The 19,878-nt window shown below is 59.4% G+C and carries 20 protein-coding genes; 10 read left to right on the forward strand and 10 right to left on the reverse strand.

Annotated features, from left to right (window positions below; all coding sequences use genetic code 11):
- Positions 1–28: 28 nt before the first annotated feature.
- Positions 29–379 (reverse strand): metalloregulator ArsR/SmtB family transcription factor, encoded by a 351-nt coding sequence (locus DXT96_RS10025; RefSeq protein ID WP_236776607.1) that lies wholly within the window; start codon positions 377–379, stop codon positions 29–31.
- 190 nt (positions 380–569) lie between these two features.
- Between DXT96_RS10025 and DXT96_RS10030 the strand changes: the two genes are divergently transcribed.
- Positions 570–1,466 (forward strand): acyl-CoA desaturase, encoded by an 897-nt coding sequence (locus tag DXT96_RS10030; RefSeq protein ID WP_371418828.1) that lies wholly within the window; start codon positions 570–572, stop codon positions 1,464–1,466.
- A 42-nt stretch (positions 1,467–1,508) separates the two neighbouring features.
- Here the strand turns inward: DXT96_RS10030 and DXT96_RS10035 are convergent, their stop codons facing one another.
- Entirely contained in the window at positions 1,509–2,747 is a 1,239-nt protein-coding gene (locus DXT96_RS10035) for an ROK family transcriptional regulator (protein WP_153514494.1), read from the reverse strand.
- Between the two features lie 241 nt (positions 2,748–2,988).
- On the opposite strand from DXT96_RS10035, the gene xylF reads away from it, so the two are divergent.
- The 3 genes from xylF to DXT96_RS10050 all read left to right on the forward strand — a co-directional run bounded on the left by xylF (position 2,989) and on the right by DXT96_RS10050 (position 6,222).
- Entirely contained in the window at positions 2,989–4,029 is a 1,041-nt protein-coding gene (gene xylF, locus DXT96_RS10040; protein WP_153514495.1) for a D-xylose ABC transporter substrate-binding protein, read from the forward strand.
- A gap of 78 nt (positions 4,030–4,107) precedes the next feature.
- On the forward strand, positions 4,108–5,421 hold the full coding sequence (locus tag DXT96_RS10045; RefSeq protein ID WP_153514496.1) for a sugar ABC transporter permease: 1,314 nt from the start codon (positions 4,108–4,110) through the stop codon (positions 5,419–5,421).
- A gap of 18 nt (positions 5,422–5,439) precedes the next feature.
- Positions 5,440–6,222 (forward strand): ATP-binding cassette domain-containing protein, encoded by a 783-nt coding sequence (locus DXT96_RS10050; protein WP_149899412.1) that lies wholly within the window; start codon positions 5,440–5,442, stop codon positions 6,220–6,222.
- A 290-nt stretch (positions 6,223–6,512) separates the two neighbouring features.
- Here the strand turns inward: DXT96_RS10050 and DXT96_RS27395 are convergent, their stop codons facing one another.
- From DXT96_RS27395 to DXT96_RS10085, 7 genes are all read right to left on the reverse strand, one after another.
- A complete protein-coding gene (locus DXT96_RS27395) occupies positions 6,513–6,746 on the reverse strand; it encodes a hypothetical protein (RefSeq protein ID WP_174373788.1) in 234 nt (77 codons plus the stop codon).
- Between the two features lie 94 nt (positions 6,747–6,840).
- Entirely contained in the window at positions 6,841–7,278 is a 438-nt protein-coding gene (locus tag DXT96_RS10060) for a helix-turn-helix domain-containing protein (protein WP_153514498.1), read from the reverse strand.
- A gap of 139 nt (positions 7,279–7,417) precedes the next feature.
- On the reverse strand, positions 7,418–8,563 hold the full coding sequence (locus DXT96_RS10065; protein WP_371418829.1) for a hypothetical protein: 1,146 nt from the start codon (positions 8,561–8,563) through the stop codon (positions 7,418–7,420).
- On the reverse strand, positions 8,560–9,273 hold the full coding sequence (locus tag DXT96_RS10070; RefSeq protein WP_153514499.1) for a TfuA-like protein: 714 nt from the start codon (positions 9,271–9,273) through the stop codon (positions 8,560–8,562). The genes DXT96_RS10065 and DXT96_RS10070 overlap by 4 nt, the downstream gene beginning before the upstream one ends.
- Positions 9,270–10,469: a YcaO-like family protein gene (locus DXT96_RS10075; protein WP_371418840.1), complete on the reverse strand. Its 1,200-nt coding sequence runs from the start codon at positions 10,467–10,469 to the stop codon at positions 9,270–9,272. Before DXT96_RS10075 ends, DXT96_RS10070 begins: the two co-directional genes overlap by 4 nt.
- Positions 10,470–10,506: 37 nt before the next feature.
- Positions 10,507–10,935, reverse strand: a complete 429-nt coding sequence (locus tag DXT96_RS10080; protein ID WP_046799798.1) for a hypothetical protein — start codon at positions 10,933–10,935, stop codon at positions 10,507–10,509.
- A gap of 8 nt (positions 10,936–10,943) precedes the next feature.
- Positions 10,944–12,896 carry a BTAD domain-containing putative transcriptional regulator gene (locus DXT96_RS10085; RefSeq protein WP_153514501.1) on the reverse strand — a complete coding sequence of 651 codons (1,953 nt, stop codon included), beginning with the start codon at positions 12,894–12,896 and terminating at the stop codon, positions 10,944–10,946.
- A gap of 172 nt (positions 12,897–13,068) precedes the next feature.
- Between DXT96_RS10085 and DXT96_RS10090 the strand changes: the two genes are divergently transcribed.
- Both DXT96_RS10090 and DXT96_RS10095 read left to right on the forward strand, forming a co-directional pair.
- The gene (locus tag DXT96_RS10090; RefSeq protein ID WP_149899406.1) at positions 13,069–13,560 is read left to right on the forward strand and encodes a hypothetical protein; all 492 of its coding nucleotides are present in this window, start codon (positions 13,069–13,071) and stop codon (positions 13,558–13,560) included.
- Positions 13,561–13,722: 162 nt separating this feature from the next.
- Positions 13,723–14,061 carry a hypothetical protein gene (locus tag DXT96_RS10095; RefSeq protein ID WP_149899405.1) on the forward strand — a complete coding sequence of 113 codons (339 nt, stop codon included), beginning with the start codon at positions 13,723–13,725 and terminating at the stop codon, positions 14,059–14,061.
- A 19-nt stretch (positions 14,062–14,080) separates the two neighbouring features.
- Here DXT96_RS10095 and DXT96_RS10100 read toward each other — a convergent pair whose 3' ends face one another.
- Positions 14,081–15,220, reverse strand: coding sequence for an ROK family transcriptional regulator (locus DXT96_RS10100; RefSeq protein ID WP_153514502.1), 1,140 nt, complete (start codon positions 15,218–15,220; stop codon positions 14,081–14,083).
- Positions 15,221–15,313: 93 nt separating this feature from the next.
- Here DXT96_RS10100 and DXT96_RS10105 point away from each other — a divergent pair, with 93 nt between their 5' ends.
- The 4 genes from DXT96_RS10105 (at position 15,314) to DXT96_RS10120 (ending at position 19,872) form a co-directional block, all read left to right on the forward strand.
- The gene (locus DXT96_RS10105) at positions 15,314–16,687 is read left to right on the forward strand and encodes an ABC transporter substrate-binding protein (RefSeq protein ID WP_153514503.1); all 1,374 of its coding nucleotides are present in this window, start codon (positions 15,314–15,316) and stop codon (positions 16,685–16,687) included.
- Between the two features lie 67 nt (positions 16,688–16,754).
- Positions 16,755–17,666, forward strand: coding sequence for a carbohydrate ABC transporter permease (locus DXT96_RS10110; protein WP_153514504.1), 912 nt, complete (start codon positions 16,755–16,757; stop codon positions 17,664–17,666).
- Entirely contained in the window at positions 17,666–18,754 is a 1,089-nt protein-coding gene (locus tag DXT96_RS10115; RefSeq protein ID WP_153514505.1) for a carbohydrate ABC transporter permease, read from the forward strand. Before DXT96_RS10110 ends, DXT96_RS10115 begins: the two co-directional genes overlap by 1 nt.
- Before the next feature lie 5 nt (positions 18,755–18,759).
- Positions 18,760–19,872 (forward strand): ABC transporter ATP-binding protein, encoded by a 1,113-nt coding sequence (locus DXT96_RS10120; RefSeq protein ID WP_153514506.1) that lies wholly within the window; start codon positions 18,760–18,762, stop codon positions 19,870–19,872.
- The last annotated feature ends 6 nt before the right edge of the window (positions 19,873–19,878 follow it).

Genomic DNA, 19,878 nt, shown 5'->3' on the forward strand with positions numbered 1-19,878 from the left:
AGGCCTTCAACGGTTCGCAATCGAGCTTTCACGTCGTCTCATCCGACTTCAGTTTCGCCAACCCCTTGCTTTCCTTCTTAAGCGGTCGGCCAACGGGGCAGACGTCCTGAACGAAGCTGTTGAGTGTATTCACCAGCTTGTTCGGTGTCAGCGAATAGCGAATGAATTGGCCTTCGCGCTTGCCGGAGATCAAACCGGCGGTTTCCAACACATTTAGATGCTGTGAGATTGAGGGCTTTGACATGTCAAAGCGTGCAGCAATTTCCCCGGCCGTAAGATCCGTATGGGAGAGATAGGCCAGGATTTTGCGGCGTGGGGCGGACGCAAGTGCCTCGAAGACAAGCTGCATGGGCGGAGTCGTTACCTGTTCTGCCAGCATGTTGGAATCATTTTCCTGCCCGGTCACATCGTCCTGCCTTTCATTGGCAATTCACAAATATCGGCGCTTGAGTTAATTAGCTAATTGCCTAATTATAAAAATCAATCACAAAGGTAATTAGCTTATAGACTAAATAAATATCATTTGGTGGCTGGCGAGGCAAGCGTGCGCACGGCATGGAAAGGATACTGTGATGGTGGTTTCCACAGGACGCATGATCTCGCAACCGCTTTCCGATGTAAGCGAAGGGCGGGTATGCTGGATGCCAGCAAAGTCGCTCTGGACCGGGTCAATGATAGCGGCGGCGGTGATGCTCGGACCGCTGACATTTTCCTGGAGCAGTTTCACTCTGTTCGTTGTTATGACCGTGATCACCATCTGCGCCGGGCATTCAGTGGGGATGCACCGGCTGCTGATCCACCGCTCGTTCCGCACCGGCAAGGCTGTTGAGCGCCTGCTGGTCTATCTTGGCACGCTGGTCGGCATGGCTGGACCGTTTGGCATGATTTACGCCCATGACATCCGCGATTGGGCTCAACGACAGACGAAGTGCCATGATCTTTATGCGCACCGGCGTTCCTTTTTCGTTGATGCTTGGTGGCAGATGCATTGCGCAGTCATGCTGAAGCATCCGCCAACGTTCGTTATTGAGCCGGAGGTTGCGAATGACGGGTTTTACCAGTTCCTGGAGCGGAGCTGGATGGCGCAGCAACTCCCCTGGATGTTGTTGTTTTATGTCCTCGGTGGCTGGAGCTGGGTGGTGTGGGGCACTGCGGTGCGCATTTCGGTTTCATTGATTGGGCATTGGCTTGTTGGCCATTTCGCACATCGCGGAGGACATCAGGGATGGGCAGTCGATAATGTCGCTGTGCAGGGCTACAATATTCCCACAGCAGCAGTGGTCACTTTTGGCGAGTCCTTTCACGGCAACCACCATGCCTTTCCTGAGTCGGCCCGGCTTGGGCTGGAGCCGGGACAAGTTGATCTTGGCTGGAATTTTATCCAGTTGCTGATGTGGCTTGGGATCGCCAGCGGAGTTAAATTGCCGGAAAATACGATGCATCGCGAAGGCCTGCGCCGCCTTTAGGGAGGTGGCTGTGTATTATCGCGGAAGCGCGTTAGGTCTTAATCAGTTGCCAGAGTTCCTTGCCGGTTTCTGGAGGTTTTCGGCGCTTAATACATAATCGTCGGCGGTGGAAAGCGCGTGTTCCATATGCCCCTCGAATACCAGTTCTGGTTCGTCGGGCGCGATGCCTATTTTAGGCATGCCGCCGAAACGTACCGCCTGCGATTGCGTAAGGCCGTCACGCAGGCCGCTTTCCAGAAGATCGTAGTAGCGGGTGCCGGGTCCGGTGATAAAAACCGGCATATGGCCATGCAGGCTGAAAAGGCGTGAAAGACCGTTGCCGAGCGCCAGCCCGGCGGTGCGGAAAGCAAGGCGCGCCATGCGTGCACCGGCGCGGGCGGATGCGGCGATCTTGTCCACCTCCGCAATCGGCACGAATTTCGCCGGTTCGGCTTGTGGCGGTGCTTCGAAGGCTGAGCGCAGGATGGCGTAGAACCCGGAATAGGCTTCAATACAGCCCTTGGTGCCGCAGCGGCACAAGGCGCCATCGGCCAGATGCAGCATATGGCCGAAATTGGGGGCGCTGACATCGATCGTGCCGCCTGCGGAGCGGGCAATGCCGAGGCCGATGCTGTGGCCGAGTGACAGGGTGACGAGCGCCTCCGGTGGCGCGTTCTCATTTGCCTTCGCCTGCTCACGCATCCAGATTGCCTTGGCGGCGAGCAGAGTTTCGTTGTTCAGTGTCACGCGGATGCGATTGTCCCCGGAAAGCAGTTGCCGGAAATCGATCCTTTCATTGCCGAGTACCGGTGACCAGACGAGCGTTGCCGCTGCCGCATCCACCAGCCCCTTGCTGCTGATCGACACCTGAAGAATATCGTGACGGTCGATGCGCGAGCGGTCCGCAAGTCGTGCGAGACCAGCAAGGATCGCCCCGCCGAATCTGCCTTTCTCGGCAGCTAGTCTCTGTTCGGCGAAGCGATCCACCAGCTTGCCGGCATAGTCGACCAGCGAATATTGCACGCTGTCGGAGGAGATGATGACGATGGCGACGTGGCAGAATGCGCCGCGCGGCGCAAAGAGAATGCGCGGCCGCCCGCGACCGGTGGCGGTGAGCTGTTCCTTGCGCATAATAAGACCGGCACGCTCCAGTTCCATGGTGATGGCCGAAACGGTGGCGGAGGCAAGCCCGGTAAACGACGACATGTCCGTGTGGGAAAGGCTGCCGTGCAGACGCAGGGCCGCCATCACCGACAGGCTGTTTTTCTGGCGCACCAGTTCCGTACTTGCAATGGCGGACATGGGCTGGGGCCTGCTCCCTGAACGGCTTTTTCCTGTCGTGCTCACCTCGTCTGATGGCGCATGCCGCGAGCAAGATCAAGGCACCCGGATGCTGCCCGCAGCCGTTGTTGACAGCATTCGGAATCTCTGACATTAATTTTCTCGACTGTCGAGAAAATTGTGTAACCACAAAGGCCGACAGCTTTTTCCGGGCGTTTTCCCTGCATGGAGGTGCAGGCTTCGCCCTTACCGGGAGGACATCATGAATTCATTTGCCAAGCTTTTGGCGGGTACGGCTGTACTCGTTTCCCTGCATACTGCGGCCATCGCGGCTGATCTCGTCGTTGGCGTGTCCTGGTCGAACTTCCAGGAAGAGCGCTGGAAGACGGATGAGGCGGCCATCAAGGCAGCACTCGACAAGGCCGGCGCGAAATACATTTCCGCCGATGCGCAGTCTTCCGCCGCAAAGCAGCTGACCGACGTGGAATCGCTGATTTCGCAGGGCGCCAATGCGCTGATCATCCTGGCGCAGGATAGCGACGCGATTGGCCCGGCGGTGGAGAAGGCCGTTGCCGAAGGCATTCCGGTCGTTGGTTATGACCGTCTGATCGAAAATCAGAACGCCTTCTACATCACTTTCGATAACAAGGAAGTCGGTCGTCTTCAGGCTGCTGAAGTGTTCAAGGTGAAGCCTGAAGGTAACTACGTCTTCATCAAGGGTTCGTCTTCCGATCCGAATGCGGATTTCCTCTTCGCTGGTCAGCAGGAAGTTCTGAAGGCGGCCATCGACGGCGGCAAGATCAAGAATGTCGGCGAAGCCTATACCGATGGCTGGAAGCCGGAAAATGCCCAGAAGAACATGGAACAGTTCCTGACCAAGAACAACAACAAGGTCGATGCGGTCGTTGCCTCGAATGACGGCACGGCCGGTGGCGCCATTGCCGCGCTCGCTGCGCAGGGCATGGCCGGTTCGGTTCCCGTTTCCGGTCAGGATGCTGACTTCGCTGCGCTTAACCGCGTCGCGCTTGGCACGCAGACGGTGTCGGTCTGGAAGGACAGCCGTGAACTCGGCAAGGAAGCGGCCGGCATCGCGCTGGAGCTGGCCGGCGGCAAGAAGATGACGGAAATCAAGGGTGTCACCTCGTTTGATGGTGGTCCGAAGAAGGTAGCGATGCAGTCGGTCTTCCTCAAGCCGATTGCGATTACCAAGGACAATCTGAACGTCGTCGTCGATGCCGGCTGGATCAAGAAGGAAACGGCCTGCCAGGGTGTGAAGGCCGGAACCGTCAAGGCCTGCGACTAAGACCCAAGGGTCCAGCTTTGGGCGCTGCGCCACCTTGGTGGCGTGGCGCCTTTCAGATGTAAGGAGGACCGGCAGTTCATGGCCGATATGACCCAATCCAATTCCACGGCGTCTCCCAAGGCGGAAAAGACAGGCTCGATACCGCGCTTCATCAGCGCCACGGAGCTGGATACCAGGCTGCTCGGCATGGTCGGCGCGCTTCTTCTGATCTGGATCGGATTTCATATCCTGTCCGGCGGCCTGTTCCTGACGCCCAGAAACCTCTGGAACCTTTCGGTGCAGACCGCTTCCGTGGCTGTCATGGCAACCGGCATGGTGCTGGTCATCGTCACCCGCAATATCGATCTGTCGGTCGGGTCGATCCTCGGTTTTTCCGGCATGATCATGGGGGTCATGCAGGCGGAAATCCTGCCGCAGATCCTCGGTTTCGAACATTGGGCGACATGGATCGTCACGCTTCTCACCGGCATTCTTGTCGGCGGCGCCATCGGCATGTTGCAGGGCTCGATCATCGCTTTCCTAAACGTGCCATCCTTCATCGTCACGCTCGGCGGCCTGCTCGTCTGGCGCGGTGGCACCTGGTTCATCACCAGCGGGCGTACCGTTGCGCCGATGGATTCCACCTTCCGTCTGATGGGCGGCGGCACCAATGGTTCGATCGGCGCGACATGGAGCTGGATCGCCGCCGTCGTCGCCTGCGTCGCCATCGTGGCGGCCATCCTGAATTCCCGCCACCAGCGCCGCCGTTTCGGTTTTCCGCTGCGGCCGGTCTGGGCGGAATATTTTCTGGTGGCGCTCGGCTGCCTCATCGTCGTCGGTTTCGTTGCCGTCGTGAACAGCTATCCCTGGCCGATCAACATCGCCCGCAACTATGCCGATGCAAACGGGATCGTCTGGCCTGAAGGTGGTCTGTTCATCTCGCACGGCATTGCCGTTCCCGTTCTGATGGCGCTCGCCGTGGGCGCGGTGATGACCTTCATCGCCACGCGGCTGCGCTTCGGACGCTACGTTTTTGCCATCGGCGGCAACCCGGAAGCGGCGGAACTTGCCGGCATCAAGACCCGCTGGGTCACGGTGAAGATTTTCACGCTGATGGGCGTTCTATGCGCCATCGCTGCGGCGATTTCGACCGCCCGCCTCAACGCCGCCACCAATGCGCAGGGCGAGCTGGATGAGCTTTACACCATCGCGGCGGCCGTCATCGGCGGCACCTCGCTTGCCGGCGGTGTCGGCACCATCGCGGGCGCGATGCTCGGCGCGCTCGTCATGCAATCGCTGCAATCCGGCATGGTGCTGGTGGGCATCGATACGCCCTTCCAGCGCATCGTGGTCGGTGTGGTTCTGGTCGTCGCCGTCTGGCTCGACACGATCTACCGCGCCCGCGCCAAGTAAGAACCGAGGAGAACTCCTATGACGGACCAAGTCACGCCCCTCGTGGAAATGCGCAATATTTCCATTTCCTTCGGCGGCATCCATGCGGTGGAAAACGCCTCTGTCGATCTTTTCCCCGGTGAGGTGGTTGCCCTTCTCGGCCATAATGGCGCGGGCAAATCGACGCTCATCAAAATCCTGTCCGGCGCATACCGGCGCGATGACGGCGATATCCTCATCAACGGCGAGGATGCGGATATCCGTAACCCCCGCGACGCCAAGAAATACGGTATCGAGACCATCTACCAGACGCTTGCCGTGGCGGATAATGTCGATGCGGCGGCCAATCTTTATCTTGGCCGCGAGTTGAAGACGAAATGGGGCACGCTTGATGATGTCGCCATGGAAGCTTCGGCCCGCGAGGTGATGGGGCGTCTCAACCCCAATTTCCGGCGGTTCAAAGAGCCGGTCAAGGCGCTGTCAGGCGGTCAGCGGCAGTCCGTTGCCATCGCCCGCGCCATTCTGTTCGACGCTCGCATCCTCATCATGGATGAACCGACGGCGGCACTTGGGCCACAGGAAACGGCGCAGGTTGGCGATCTTGTCAAGGAACTGAAACGGCAGGGCATCGGCATCTTCCTCATCAGCCACGATATTCACGATGTCTTCGATCTGGCCGACCGGGTCTTCGTGATGAAGAACGGCAAGGTTGTCGGCCATGCCCGGACCGAGGATGTCACGAAAGACGAGGTTCTGGGCATGATCATTCTGGGCAAGGTGCCGCCGGGTGCGGTGCCGGGGCCGGGCGCTGTCGCGTCTTGAGTGCCTTCGCCGCATGTACCGGCAGTGGGTGAAATGGTTGATCTTCTGGCGCAACAGCGGCTTGAGGATCGGCAGCTCTGGATCAACCAGGATTGCGTTGCCCTGATAATAGGCGAGGCCCGGCGAAAAACCGGGCCTCGATCATCATTTGCGATGAAATCCCGTGGGAGGGGTTATGCGAATGCAGGCAGATGCAAGATGCGCCAACTTATTTCAGGAGGTTCCCGTCTGGAGGACGGTGCGGGAACGTTCCGTCTTAGGCATCTATGCGGCTGCGAATAGGAAATTGCTCAATGCAGATCGGCCGATGCGAAACCGCTGGAATTCAGCTCTGCGCCTGCATGCGGCAGGCCGTGCTGATTGATATCCTGGGCCAGCGACAACAATGCCATTTCCAGGAAATAGGTCGACATGCCCAGTTCCATGGATTTCGAGCGTTGGCAAAGGTATGAAACCATCCTTCCAAGCGCCAGAATCTCGTCTGAATTGTCCTGTTCAAGTATTGCTGTGGTAGACGCCGCCATGCTTCCCTCTCGACAATCGACAGTATGAAAACGCGTTGATCCCGCGTTATTCATTTTCGACCATATCGAGCGTCACGCGAGCGTCACACCTGCGTTACTCATCGTTCTTTTTCTCCGCCGCGGCCGTATTTTCCACCGTTTCGGTCGCTGCGAGCGATGTTACGAGGGCGACAATGCTTCTGCGGATGCTTGAACTCCTGATTCGCGAAAAGGCCTGATTGAGCGAAAATCCTTCATTCGAAGCGACGAAGGATTGCATGGCGTTTATCGAGCCGATGGCCGGATTGTCGTTTCCGACATCGGGCGTGGCATTGGCGAAAAGCGAGCTGACATCGACGCCGAGAACCGATGCGATGGCCTGTAAACGCGATGCACCAACGCGATTGGCGCCTTTTTCGTATTTCTGGACCTGCTGAAAGGTGATGCCGAGCCGGCCGGCCAGAGCGCTCTGGCTCATGCCGAGCGACTTGCGCCGCATTCTGATCTGGGTGCCGACATGCACGTCGATCGGGCTGGGAAGTTTGGGCTGCATAATAAATTCCTCCATGTTGAGGGTCTTAAATCGGATAATTATCAATTAATATTGTTGAAGGTAGACATTCAACACAATTTCCACGGGTAATATGAACTCTTATTGACAAAATAACGCAGTTTTACAGTTACAGAACACGTCACGAGGCCCGGTTTATAACCTTTGTGGCGCAACGCAACGCCCCGTTGCGGCTTGCGAGATGGCTCCATCCGGCCACGCCGATGGGATGAAAACCGAGCCTTTCCCAGATTTTCCTGTTGTCTTCGTCGAACTCCTCAAGCGCCTCCTCGTCGCCGAAATGCGGCAGCCAGACGAATGGCTGTTTTTGGCCTGATCGTGCGACATTTTCAAGAATGACATTGTTGTAAAGTCGCGGAATACATTTGTTGCTGTCGATGGCCGGTGAAAGGGGAATGGGATTTCGTATTACTGCGAAACCCTCCCGGATCAGCGAAAGCACCGAGGCGTCGAGTTTTCGTTTCAGATCCGTCGCCGCACGGCTGCTGCATCCCGCATGCGCCACCGGATCGGCTACCAGAAGCAGTGGACGGTTTTCCTGCCTCAAACCGGTCACCGCAACGAACTGATCAACGTGGAAACCGCATTGGTGCATTTTCCGGGCGGTCATCGGCATGGGGGCTGATCTTGCCTGGGAAAGGTCGAACGTGGCCTCCGTAACACCAAGGTCCTCCGGCCGGTATCCAAAACTGTAGACTGTTCTGCCGTCCAGAACCTGAACCTTCTGCCATTGCTGCAAACATTCTACGGCGTTGCTCCCGATACCTGCCCTGCTACTGTCCTGGAGGCTCGAATATCCGACCAGCCGAAAATCCGGGCCAACCAGCTGGTTGCCACCATCCAAAAGGACGTCCGAATCGGCCGTTACGAGCCCGAAACGCCTGGCAAGCGCGCTGGCGCTGGCGTTTCCCGCTGCCGAAACCAGTTCGGTCGGGGTGCCTTTTCCATCGGTCCGAACATGGACGATATCCTGTATCCACGGGTGCGAAATGCTGCTGTTTTCATCAAGCGGCAGCAACTCGGCGGCGCAGGGGGGCGCCAGCCTTTCGAGCCAGTTCTGCGCCGATGGAAGGCAGGCCCGGTCGATGACGATGGCCGCGATCATTTCGCGGGGCAGGGCCGAAAGCAGGTTTCCGATGGGAAGGAGTGGCGAAACGCCATCCCTGTCGCGGTGCTCCGTAAAAAACGATGCCGGAAGCGCGAATGCGATCGTGTCAATCAATCCACCACAATCGGGCACGAAAGACGGAGACCGGGAAATTGTCACGGCGTCTTTTCTCCTGTCATCCGCCGTGCAGCTAATTGCTGAAAAAACACCGTGTTCTGGAATTTCCATGATGGCGGCGACTGGGATGGCAGGTCCCCGGCATTGAGCACCTCCAGAAGTTCGACCGCGTCGTTTCTTTTTACGGAAACGGCCTCTTTGGCCAGAAGATTTGCCACGTCCGAACCAAGCCCGGCTTCAGCGGCAATGGCGCGCCATGTTCTGCGGGTAAAATGCAGATGCCGGGCGGCGTGCAGCAGAGTATCGTGTTCTTCCGGTGCGATTTTATCGCGGCACGCTTCCAGCGTTGCCTCGGCGTCGACCAGCGCGATTGTCAGTGGGCGATAGCCAAGTTCACCCGGCGCGTGGCTGACGGCCACATCGGCGTCGGAAAACCGTCGTCCATCGCGATAGGCTTCGAAGATTTCGCCGATGCCGATCATGCCGAAGGCCGCACATTCCGCCGCCCGGAGCGCTCCCATGCTGGCGGCACCGAGAATGGTGACGCCGGATGACAGGGCATGCAGGATTTCCTTGTGCCAGACGGCGGCGCAGTCCCCATAAAGGCCGTCGATGAGACCGATCGTCTGGACGCCCTGCTGCACGGCATCGAAAATATCACCGCAGGCGGCGGGTCCGCGAAGATCGAGACCTGACGTTTTTTTGCCAGTGACGCCGTGGATGGAGGGGCCGGCAAAAACCACGGTTTTCATCGAACACCTCCGGTGCTCAGGAAATGATCGAGTGTCCGCGGCGATATGTTTTGCAGGCCGCCGCTGGTCGGGGTAAGGCCGCTTGCCAGAACCCGCACGACATTAAGGCCCGGGACACCCGTTTCCAGTGCGAAGACATAAATGTCCTCAATCCCCGCGGTGAAAAGGCGCTCGCCAAGCTGGCGCCAGGGCGGCAAAGATCTGTCATCCGTTACAAGATCAAGCTGCACCGGCGTCCGTTCCACCGGTTGCCGCGCTGATGCAGGGGCAGGGGCAGTCAACATGTCCCGCTGGTAACGCAGCGGGGAGAGATCATCCCGCGCGCCGCTGATATCCGTCAGTCGCGACTGGATCGCTTCGAGCAGCGCTGCAGCGGCGGCGTCATAGGTTGCGGTCCGGCAGGCCGCGCCCGCCGCATTACGGGTTGCAGGGCCGTCCAGCGCGTTAACGGAGCGGGGAAGGCTTGCCATCACCACCGGCACGCCGAGTGTATTCGTCATGTCGAAGAAAGACGGTTTCAGATCAATGTCTGAAAGACGTTTAACAAGGCTGTCGAACGACGTATCGACACCCGCCGGAAACATGACCGGCTCTGGCGCGATCGTGCGGGTTTCAAAAGTATCGACGAGAAAACAGGCGTCGTTTTCGACGAGTTCGAGCAAGGCGTGGAGAACCGCATGGTCGTCGTTAAACCCCGCCGCGAGACCCTGCGAACTCATGAGGAAAGCCTGCCGATCCCAGGGGAAATCCGCGCGAAAATCCATGCCGATGAGTTCGTAAGGAGCAAATACGTCCTGCTGCTGGCGAACGGATATTCCCTTCACCCAGCCGCGTTCGCGCCGGGGATCCAGCCTGTCCGGATCGACGCGGCCGACGGTTTCGAAAGGAATGAGAGGAACGCCCTTTGCCCGCATCTGCTCGAGGGAGCCGAAAGCCGAGACATGTTTGCGGGTATCTTCAGCGACGGCGCCTTCGATGGCTTCCATGATCGCCGAGAGCCGCGCCTGTTCCGCAACAAGTCCCTTGCCTTGCGAAACCGAGAGCCCGCGCGAATTGGGACGCACCGCAAACCAGACGGGTATGCCGATAATATCGAGACCGGTCACGTCACCGACGCGGGTAATCCCGAACTGCCGGAGCAGTTCGGGATCGAAGAACGATGCGTCCGCATGCCTTGAAGCCGCTGTCGCTGATATGGGAGCACCGGCACCGGTCAAGGCTGCGGAACCGCGATCAGGGTGCAGAGTTGGCGTCGTCGGCAAGGATGGCGTCGAACAGCTCGCCGGTGACGGAACCCGCCGGACCGACAGCCTTCAGCGCCGCGCCGATCGGTGCCTGCACCATGCGGTTGAAATCCCAGCCGGCGTCGGTCACTTCACCGATAAAGGCGAAATCTGCCTCGGAAACCACGGCGCCGCCGGCGACGAGGGCTTCGATGCCCTGGATCTGGACCTGGTCCAGCTCAGCCTCGGGCTGGCCGTCCTGGCGGACGAGCATGGCCTTTGCCGCAGCCGCGACGCGTGCATAGCCGTCCACGCCGGGGTGGCTGGCTTCATAGGCCGCAATCGTCTCATGCGATACGGACGCAACCCTCAGCGGCGTCGTGCGAATGAAAAGAACGCCGAAGCCCTTTTTTCCAACAATGAAGAAATGCGAGGACATAATATCTCCTATTTGATCCCAGCTAATCGAAGTGCGTGATAGAATTTCTCATTCGCTATCGGGTCGCGGTCTGGAGAAAGGCTGCTGATCTCCCTCGCCGACATACCCGGATAGTTTTCCTGAAGCCTGCCGCCGGTTTGCCGGGCAGCGGCCAAATCGCCATGCAGCGCGTGGCTTGCGGTCAGAACCCGCAGGGCCGGCTCGTCATTTTCCATTCGCGCGCATAATTCCACCGCCGCGCCGTAATCCTCGCGCTTGAAGGCGATGCTGGCGCCTGCCCACCAGTAGATATCGGGTGCGAGCGGGTTGAGATCGATCGCCTGCTGGAATTTCTCCCAGGCGGTCTCGGCATCGCCAAAGTGGGCAAGCGCATCCGCATGCTGGAGCAGGAGGTCGGCGGAGTTGGGCGCAAGCGCCTCCGCCTCGAAGAATTTTTCGGCGGATATGTCGAAATCCCGCTGGTAGAGCGCCACCACGGCGCACATCCAGTGGCCGACGCCAAGGGCGGGGTCGATCTCAACGGAAGCGTCGGCCTCCGCCTTGGCGCGGTGCAGCAGGTGAGGGTCGTTGCCGCCTAGCATCAGCCATTCCAGCTGCAGGCTCTGTGCCACCCGGGCGCGGGCGACGGCCATGCTGTGGTCGAGATCGACGGCTCTGCGGAACATCGAACGGGCTCTGCGCAGAAGCGGCAGGTCGCATTTGCCGCGCAGGAGCTGCTGGCCCTCCAGCAATTGCCGGTAGGCCTCGCCGCTGTGGTTCCGGTCGGGTTCCACCTGAAGCCGCTCGATCTCGCGGGCAAGCGCCGCAGCCACCTGTTTGGAGAGCAGACGAAAGGCGGTGTGAATGTGCCGCTCGGAGAGGACCACTTCCAGCGACCAGACGATTTCGCCGGTCGCTTCCTCGATCAGCGCCACCGACATGCCGGTATCGTCGAAAACCGACGACATGATCCGGTAGTCGGCCCGCAGCATGGCGTAACCATCATCGGCCCGGCCTCGTGAAAGAGCAAAGGTGCTGTGCGGCGAAAGGACGGTAAATGTTCGATAGCGCACCAGGCTGTTGGCGACATCCTCGATAAAGGCATGCATGACCGGCGATGCCGGCAGCCCATCCACCCGCGCCGGCAGGCCGAAGGCGACGCGCGGTTTCGCAGTGGCTTTTCGCCGGTTGGCGTCGTCCGGCTCGGCGGGGGTGGCTATCGTCGAGGCGAGGCTCTGTATCCGGCGTCTCAGCGCCACGGTCTCGGCTTCCGGCGAACGTTCCTCCTGACGCAGCTGCTCCAGCAACAGGCCGAACATACCTTCGCAGGCGCTGATATTGCCGATCCGCGCATAGGCGGCCATGGCGGCGCGGTAGGTTTCCTCGCGTTCCGGTTCGATATTGCGCGCGCATTCGGCAAGTCTCGCGATATCATTGGAGCTGGCGCGGCCAAAGCGGGTCAGCTCCTCCAGAAGCTGCGTGTAGCTCGAAAAGAACAGGTCCTTGAGACGGCGGCGTTCCGACAACAGCCAGAGGTAGAGATGATCCTGCCCGGCATCCAGCCCATCCAGCAGATCGCCGCCGAATTCCAGCAGGGCCTGCAGCCGGCGCATCGGGTCTTCGGCTCTGGCGCCGACAAGAAAGATCGCAAGGTCGGTCCGCTGCGCCAGCTGTCCGGCCTTCAGATCGTTCCCTTCGGTGAGAAGGATGGCCTCGTCTTCATTGGGCAGCTTCTGAAGGCGCAGGATCAGCTGTCGCAAGTTGCCGAGTGCCCGTTTTTGCTCGACATTTTCCCACAGGAGCGATGCGGCGGACTGGCGGGAAAGCGACTGGTTGGGCGCAAGAATGAGGGCTGCGATGAGGGCAAAACCCTTGGACGGGAAAAACGCCTCCCTCACCGCGTCACAGCGCGGGGTGCCAAAAAGCCTGATCGGTATCAGTTCAGCGTTCCCAGCCACTTTCGTCCCCTCATGAATCACCATCTAACAACGTGTCCGGGAAATTGAAAGTCATCATAGCGTTCCATTTGACGCTGGTGTGACGCGGCCTGCCTATTGTCGCAGACAGAAGCATGAAAGACGGGCGGAAAACAGCGGACATGCAGCGGGCAGGCATCGGGAAATTTCGAAATTGATAGCGTTCAACGGAAGCTACATGGCGTTCGAGCCGCGTACTGAACCTTACCAGCGTGCCGACGATGTCGGATACGCGGTCAGCGAGTTCATGTGGTTCAAGGGACGTCCGTTCTATCCGGTCTCGGCGCTGGTTCATGCGAAAGTTGCCCATGCCAGGCTATCGGCTGAGAAGTGTGACGATCAGGATGAGGATAATCTCGATATTCTTTTTCGCATGCCGGTGGTGGCGGGCGGGCATTTTTTCGAGATCGTGCTGCGTTCGAACGAGGGCACCTCTTACGGTGGCTGGCTGTGGGGGGAAGAGCTGGAAATCCTGAACGAATTCGTCAACGGCTATCGCGTTCTGGCGGGGAAGTTCGAAGGCAGGCTGATCCGGTTCGAATATTCCAGACGGTTTCAGCGGTACCGGACGGCCGAGCCGCTTCCGGTCGAAAAATCCGTCTTCCTGATCCAGCGAGAGGCCAAGCCCTACGCGGCCAGGCGCGATTTGCCGGCAGGCCCGGCACGGTGATTACCGGGGCCTTTTGCGTTCAGGGGGACGCAAAGGCATGGGGGACATACCTGGTCGGTAGACGCTCGTGAACTGCGCATATCGCTGACATGCCCGGAAGAGCTACGGCTTTATCCGGTACTACTGGTGGATATTTTTATTTTTATTATGTGGACAATTATGATGCCCAATCGAAGTAACATGCGTAACAGGCGGGTGTCATCGCAACTTCTGGCGGTGAATTACGCTTCCGGCGACGGCGCGCTTTCCCATGCGGAGAGCGTCGACGATGAGCCGCGTGCATCGATGCGCAACGACAGGCTTTATGCCGTCATCGAGCCGGATATCAAGGCGTCATCCCCGTCTCTGACACGGGATGGCCGCGGCGAAGAGGTTCCGGGTGGAGCCGAGATCAGCAACACGGTCGTTGATGCCGATATCAGGGTCGCAAAATGGGCCTGGGCGGTTTTGGCGATCGCACATTGCTGGCTGATTTATTTCATGGTGAACAATCTCGGCTGAACCGCTCACGCGCGGGGTATCAGCCAAGTTCGCTGATGCCGTGCAGGATCATTGCCGCTGCGCCGAAGGCCACGGGGTCCGTCGCGACGACTTCCGGCAGCAGGACCTGCGGCTGTATGACCTTCGAGCCGTTAAACGGGTTCGACCATTCATAATCCAGCCATTGCATCAGCTTCTCGCGTACTATTCGCGGTAAGGTGCCGCCGACATAGATGGCGGTGGGTGCGAGCACGGCGCTGACGGCAAAGCCGAGGCGGGCGACCTGCGGCCCGGCCCGCTCCAGCCATGCATCGAGCACGTCGGCATTGCGCAACAGATAATCCGTCCAGACATCCGGCGCGCGCCCCGAGGGTTTTTCGCCCACATGCTCAAGACACCAGGCCGCCAGGTCTTCGAAAGAAGGGCGGGAGTCTCCACGGCCGCGCAGAGCGCCAATCTCGCCGGCATTGCCGAGATAACCACGATAAAGCTCGTTCCTGATGATGATGCCGCCGCCGATGCCTTCAGACAGATAGAGATAGGCGAAGTTCTCGTGTGCCGCCTTGTTGCCGAGCGTCAGCTCGCCCATCGCGGCCGCATTGGCATCGTTTTCGATGATCACCGGGCAGCGCAGCGCTTCGCGCAGCATGGTGGAAAGATCAGAGCCCGCCCAGGAAATCACCTCTTCGGCAAGGTCGAGAGACATCGCCTCCTTGCGAAAGCGGGTGGGCATGGCAATCGCCGCGCCGATCAGGTCGTCTCGGTTGACCGCGTTTTTCGACAGCAGCTCTTCGGATCCATCCTGAAGCGCCCGCTGGACGTCGGAAAAGGCGTCATAGGCGCCACGCATCCGTAATTCGCCGACGATTTCCCCGCTGAAATTCAACAACGTCAGCGTGACCGAATAACGATTGGCATGTGCTCCCAGGGCGTAACCGACATTTTTCCTGAGCATGAGGTCGATATGGGGGGCACCGCGACCCTCCTGCCGGCGCGCGCCTTCCTCGATAAGGCCACGTTCCAGCAGATTGCGTGTCATCATGCTGACGGCAGCCGGCGTTACGCTGCAATACTCGGCAAGTTCGACCCGTGAGGCCGAGCCCTTGCGCCTTATGTAGCCCAGAAGCGCGCCCTGTGTCGCGCCAATACCCGCAAGCCCACCGTTTCGTCTGTCAGCCAAAGTTTCGCTCTCCCAGCTTTGTCACCGGAAATGTCATAAAGCTGTAAATTAAGCAACTTAATTAAATAATCAGTTTCAACGGGAATGGATCACATGTTCAAGTCTCTCTCCTTGGCGGCGACGGTCGCCCTCGGCGCGCTTTTGCCGGCCGCTGCTTTTGCCGAAGACATCAACATCAAGCTCTGGACGCTTGCCGACAAGAATGCGCCTGCCCGCATCACCAACATCGAAGCGGCGGCCGGCGTCATGAATGCGCAGTTCAAGGCCGCCGGTGTCGACAAGCGTATCGTCATCGATACCAACAACAGCAGCGTGCAGGGCTGGGATGGCTTCGCACTCGATACGCTGAAGGCGTTTTCGGTAGGGCAGGGACCGGATGTCTACATTCTGCCGCATGAATGGATCGGCCAGTTCGCGCAGGATGGCTATGCGATGGCGATGGAAGACAAGATTGCCGCCGCTCCCTGGGTCTACGGCGATATTCTGCCGGTCCTGTGGGACTCGGCCAAAGCAACCGACGGCAAGATTTATGGCATTCCGCAGGACGCGGAAATCCGCATGTTCTTCTACAACAAGGATATGCTGCGCAAGATCGGCAAGGACGAAGCCTTCATCGAGGCTCTGCCGGCCAAGGTCGATGCGGGTGAGTTTACGCTCGACGATCTGACCGCGCTGTCGAAGGAAGTGGTTGACGGCAAGGCCGCGCAATATGGCATGCTGCACCGCCCGAATGTCGGCATCGATTATCTGATGGTGTTCCAGTCCTATGGCGTGAAGTTCATGGACGAGAAGACCGGCAAGCTGATGTTCCCCAAGGCCGAGATGGCCAAGGCGCTGGGCTGGTACGAGCGCAACGCCAAGCAGGGCGTTACCCCGGTCGACAATACCGCCATGAGCTGGGAAGCCATCCAGACCGCCTTCAAGCAGGAAAAGGCCTTCGTCTTCCATCAGGGTGTATGGGCGGTTGCCTGGCAGGTGGGTGAAAAGAACGGCGCGACCTGGCCGACTGATGCCAAGGGATATTTCAACAAGATCGGCTGGATTTCCGCGCCGGCAGCTGAAAAGGGCGGCAAACCGGCCAACCTGTCGCATCCGCTGCTTTATACCGTCAATCCCAAGAGCAAGAATGCCGATATCGCCGCCGATCTCGTGGCGCTCGCGACGTTGCCCTATTTCAACAACGAACACGCCGTGACCTCCTATCATACGGCTATCAGCAACGCCCAGACGGCCATGCCGAAATACCGCGACAACTGGGTCCTTTCCGCTGCCTCGCCGATGATGAAGGACGCGAAGTTCGTGCCCAATCACACCAAGTTCGGCAGCTATAACAAGGTGCTGTTCAGCGGCCTGCAGGCGGTTGAGACCGGTAAGATGACGGCCGCTCAGGCGGTTGATTTCATCGCCGACGAACTTGAACTGCAATTCGGCGCAGAGGTCGAAATCCGCGAAACCGCAAGCAACTGAGTTTGCCTGACACCACGCCGCCCGGTTCTGCCGGGCGGCTTTCCTGCGTTCCCACCGGTATATCGTGATGTCTCAATTCCAGCTCAGGGCGCGTCGCCCGGCCCGGCCGATCTTTTATCTGGCACCGGCTCTCGCTTTGCTCGGGGTGTTTTTTCTTGCGCCCATCGTCGTCAATCTGGTGATCGCCTTTACCGATATGGGCGCAAATCTGAAGGTCGGCAAATTCACGGTCGAGAATTTCCAGCGCATGGTGCAGCGTGACATGCGCCTGCCAATCGTGCTTCTGACGACGTTCATCTATGTCGGCGCAACGCTGTTCTTCTTCAATATCGGCCTCGGCGCGCTGCTGGCCGTGACGACGACGGCGATCCCGGACCGGATCGGAAATTTCTTTCGCGGTCTGTGGCTTTTGCCGCGCATGAGCCCGGCCGTGCTTTACGGCGTGCTATGGATATGGATCGCCGATCCCACCTCATCGGGCCTGCTCAACCAGTTTCTCGGCGCGCTCGGCGCACCCGCTCTCAATCTGCGCAACGACTTTCCGCTGTTGCTGGTGGTGGTGGCGAACGGTGTCGTCGGCGCATCCTTCGCCATGGTCATTCTCACATCCTCCATCCGCTCCATACCGTCGCATCTGGCCAATGCGGCGCGTGTCGATGGCGCCAGCGAATGGGGCGTGCTTCGCCATGTCGTCGCACCGGCCCTCTCGGCACCGGTCCGCTTCATCACGCTCTATCAGGCGCTGTCGCTGATGACGACCTATGAATATATTCTGCTGATCACCGGTGGCGGCCCGGTCTACGACAGCACGACCTATGCGCTTTATATCTACCGACGGGCGTTCGAAAACGGCGCTTACGCCTATGGTGCGGCGCTGGCGCTTGGCCTGATGGCCATCGGCGTCGCCGTGACGCTGGTGCAATGGCGCCTCAGCAATATGCGCTCGACCTTTGCTCCTGCCAAAATCGAGGTGCTGTGATGACGCTCGCCCACACACAGGCACCTGCCCATAACAGGCGTGCCCTTGATCTGAAGCCGGACTGGACGCGCCTTGAAAAGCGCAGCATCGCTCACCGCGCCGGTTTTCTTCCCGTCATCCTCGTGTTCCTGACGGTGGTTTCGGTTCCCGTTCTCCTGCCCTATCTGTGGCTGCTGGTGAAATCGCTGACGAGTTCCGACGACAATCTCAGCCGGCTCGTGCTGTGGCGCAGTGGTGCAATCGCCGCTTTTGCCTATGCCGGCGCGATTGCGGTCGCACTCTATTCCCAGCGCCTGCGTAATCCCCTGCTGCTCTGGCTGGCGCTCGCCGTTGTTGTTGTGGCGCTGGTTTTTGTGTTGGTGCTGCCGCATCTGACCATCGAGAACTACAGCTTCCTGTGGAGCCGTGATATCGAGAAAACCGGCACCACGCGCATGGCGCTGATGCCGTCCGTCTGGACCGCCATGCGCAGCTCGCTGCTGTTTGCCGCTTCGCAGACGCTGATTGTCGCGCTGGTTGCCACGCCCGCCGCCTATGCGTTGTCGCGCTTCACCTTTGCCGGGCGTGAAAACGTGCTGCGCGGGCTGCTGCTGCTGCATGCCTTTCCCGCACTCGCGCTCACCGTCGCGATCTTCGTGCAGCTGCATTACATGGGCTTGCTCAATAATCTCTTCGGCGTCGTGCTGGTGATGAGCGCGCTGGAATTGCCCTTTGCGATCTTCGTTCTCAAGGGCTTCTTCGACAATGTTCCCTGGGACATCGAAATGAGCGCCGTCACCGATGGTGCGACGCGTTTTCAGGCCTTCCGCATGGTGGTTCTGCCGCAGGTGAGAAGCGGGCTGATTGCGGTTGCCACCTTCACCTTTCTGCGTGGCTGGGAGGAGTATGTCTTCGTCCAGACCCTGCTCATCGAAAAAAGCCAGATGACGATGAGCCTTTATCTCTTCTTCGTGGCACAGGACAGCGTGGGCGTGAATTATGGCATGATCGCCGCTGTCGGCATCGTTTATCTGCTGCCTGTGCTGATCATCTACATCTTCACGCAGAAATACATTACCCAGATGAGTTTCGGCGGGATCAAAGGATAATCGCCATGGCCAGGATCACCCTTAACAACGTCACCAAAAGCTGGGGCGACACCCGCGTGCTGCAACCAATGACGCTTGCTATCGAAGACGGCGAATTTGTCGCCGTTCTCGGCCCGTCCGGGTGCGGAAAATCGACCACGCTTTTCCTGCTGGCCGGGCTTTATGCCCCGACCGGTGGCGAGATTGCCTTTGACGGTCACAACGTCAACCGCATCGATGCGCGTGACCGCAATGTCGGCATCGTTTTCCAGTCCTATGCGCTTTATCCCAATCTGACGGTGCGGGAGAACATCGCCTTTCCGCTGCGCTTCAAGAATGTTCCGCGCGAGGAAGCGGTGCGGCGGGTGGAAGAGGCGGCGAGCCTCGTGCAGATCAGCGCCCTGCTTGACCGGCGGCCTTCGCAGCTTTCCGGCGGCCAGCAGCAGCGCGTGGCGCTGGCCCGGGCGCTGGTCAAGGAGCCGAACATCCTTTTGCTGGACGAGCCGCTCTCCAATCTCGATGCGACGCTGCGCATCACCATGCGAGCCGAACTGAAAAGTCTGCAGAAGCGGCTGAAGATCACCACGCTGATCGTCACCCATGACCAGATCGAAGCGATCACCATGGCCGACAGGATCATCTGCATGAACAATGGTTCCATCGCCCAGATTGGCACGCCTGACGATCTTTATCGCCGGCCGGACAATCTGTTCGTCGCCGGGTTCATCGGCACGCCGCCAATGAACCTACTGAGGGGGCGGGCTGAGCGCGAAGGATTGCGGATCGGCGATGCGCGGCTTGAGCTCAATACCCATTACGATGGCGAGATTACCTTGGGATTGCGTCCTGAGGATATTGCGCTGGTCAAACCCGCCGAAGCACGGCTTGAGGGCGAGATCGCTACCGTCGAGCCGATGGGGCGCGAGGTTTTCTACACGGTCGATACGCCCGCAGGCATGGTGCACGCGCTGGAATATGGCGAGACGATAAGACATGCACCGGGTGGACGGGTCGGCCTTGCCTGCACATCCGGCCTGACACTGATTTTCGGCGTCACCGGCAATCGCATCGCCGGGCTGCACGCCGATCTTTCACAGCACTCGACCATTCCGGCGCGTCAGCCGGAACCCGTAAACTGACAGGAC

Origin of the sequence: Agrobacterium sp. ICMP 6402 (assembly GCF_009498615.1) — a bacterium.
Taxonomy (GTDB): Bacteria; Pseudomonadota; Alphaproteobacteria; order Rhizobiales; family Rhizobiaceae; genus Agrobacterium; species Agrobacterium burrii.

Excerpts from the sequence above, each read along its gene's own strand:
- DXT96_RS10025 (WP_236776607.1), bottom strand. The coding sequence starts at position 379 with ATGCTGGCAGAACAGGTAACGACTCCGCCCATGCAGCTTGTCTTCGAG.
- DXT96_RS10035 (WP_153514494.1), bottom strand. The coding sequence starts at position 2,747 with ATGTCCGCCATTGCAAGTACGGAACTGGTGCGCCAGAAAAACAGCCTG.
- xylF (WP_153514495.1), top strand. The coding sequence starts at position 2,989 with ATGAATTCATTTGCCAAGCTTTTGGCGGGTACGGCTGTACTCGTTTCC.
- DXT96_RS10045 (WP_153514496.1), top strand. The coding sequence starts at position 4,108 with ATGGCCGATATGACCCAATCCAATTCCACGGCGTCTCCCAAGGCGGAA.
- DXT96_RS10050 (WP_149899412.1), top strand. The coding sequence starts at position 5,440 with ATGACGGACCAAGTCACGCCCCTCGTGGAAATGCGCAATATTTCCATT.
- DXT96_RS27395 (WP_174373788.1), bottom strand. The coding sequence starts at position 6,746 with ATGGCGGCGTCTACCACAGCAATACTTGAACAGGACAATTCAGACGAG.
- DXT96_RS10060 (WP_153514498.1), bottom strand. The coding sequence starts at position 7,278 with ATGCAGCCCAAACTTCCCAGCCCGATCGACGTGCATGTCGGCACCCAG.
- DXT96_RS10070 (WP_153514499.1), bottom strand. The coding sequence starts at position 9,273 with ATGAAAACCGTGGTTTTTGCCGGCCCCTCCATCCACGGCGTCACTGGC.
- DXT96_RS10080 (WP_046799798.1), bottom strand. The coding sequence starts at position 10,935 with ATGTCCTCGCATTTCTTCATTGTTGGAAAAAAGGGCTTCGGCGTTCTT.
- DXT96_RS10085 (WP_153514501.1), bottom strand. The coding sequence starts at position 12,896 with ATGGTGATTCATGAGGGGACGAAAGTGGCTGGGAACGCTGAACTGATA.
- DXT96_RS10090 (WP_149899406.1), top strand. The coding sequence starts at position 13,069 with ATGGCGTTCGAGCCGCGTACTGAACCTTACCAGCGTGCCGACGATGTC.
- DXT96_RS10095 (WP_149899405.1), top strand. The coding sequence starts at position 13,723 with ATGCCCAATCGAAGTAACATGCGTAACAGGCGGGTGTCATCGCAACTT.
- DXT96_RS10105 (WP_153514503.1), top strand. The coding sequence starts at position 15,314 with ATGTTCAAGTCTCTCTCCTTGGCGGCGACGGTCGCCCTCGGCGCGCTT.
- DXT96_RS10110 (WP_153514504.1), top strand. The coding sequence starts at position 16,755 with ATGTCTCAATTCCAGCTCAGGGCGCGTCGCCCGGCCCGGCCGATCTTT.
- DXT96_RS10115 (WP_153514505.1), top strand. The coding sequence starts at position 17,666 with ATGACGCTCGCCCACACACAGGCACCTGCCCATAACAGGCGTGCCCTT.
- DXT96_RS10120 (WP_153514506.1), top strand. The coding sequence starts at position 18,760 with ATGGCCAGGATCACCCTTAACAACGTCACCAAAAGCTGGGGCGACACC.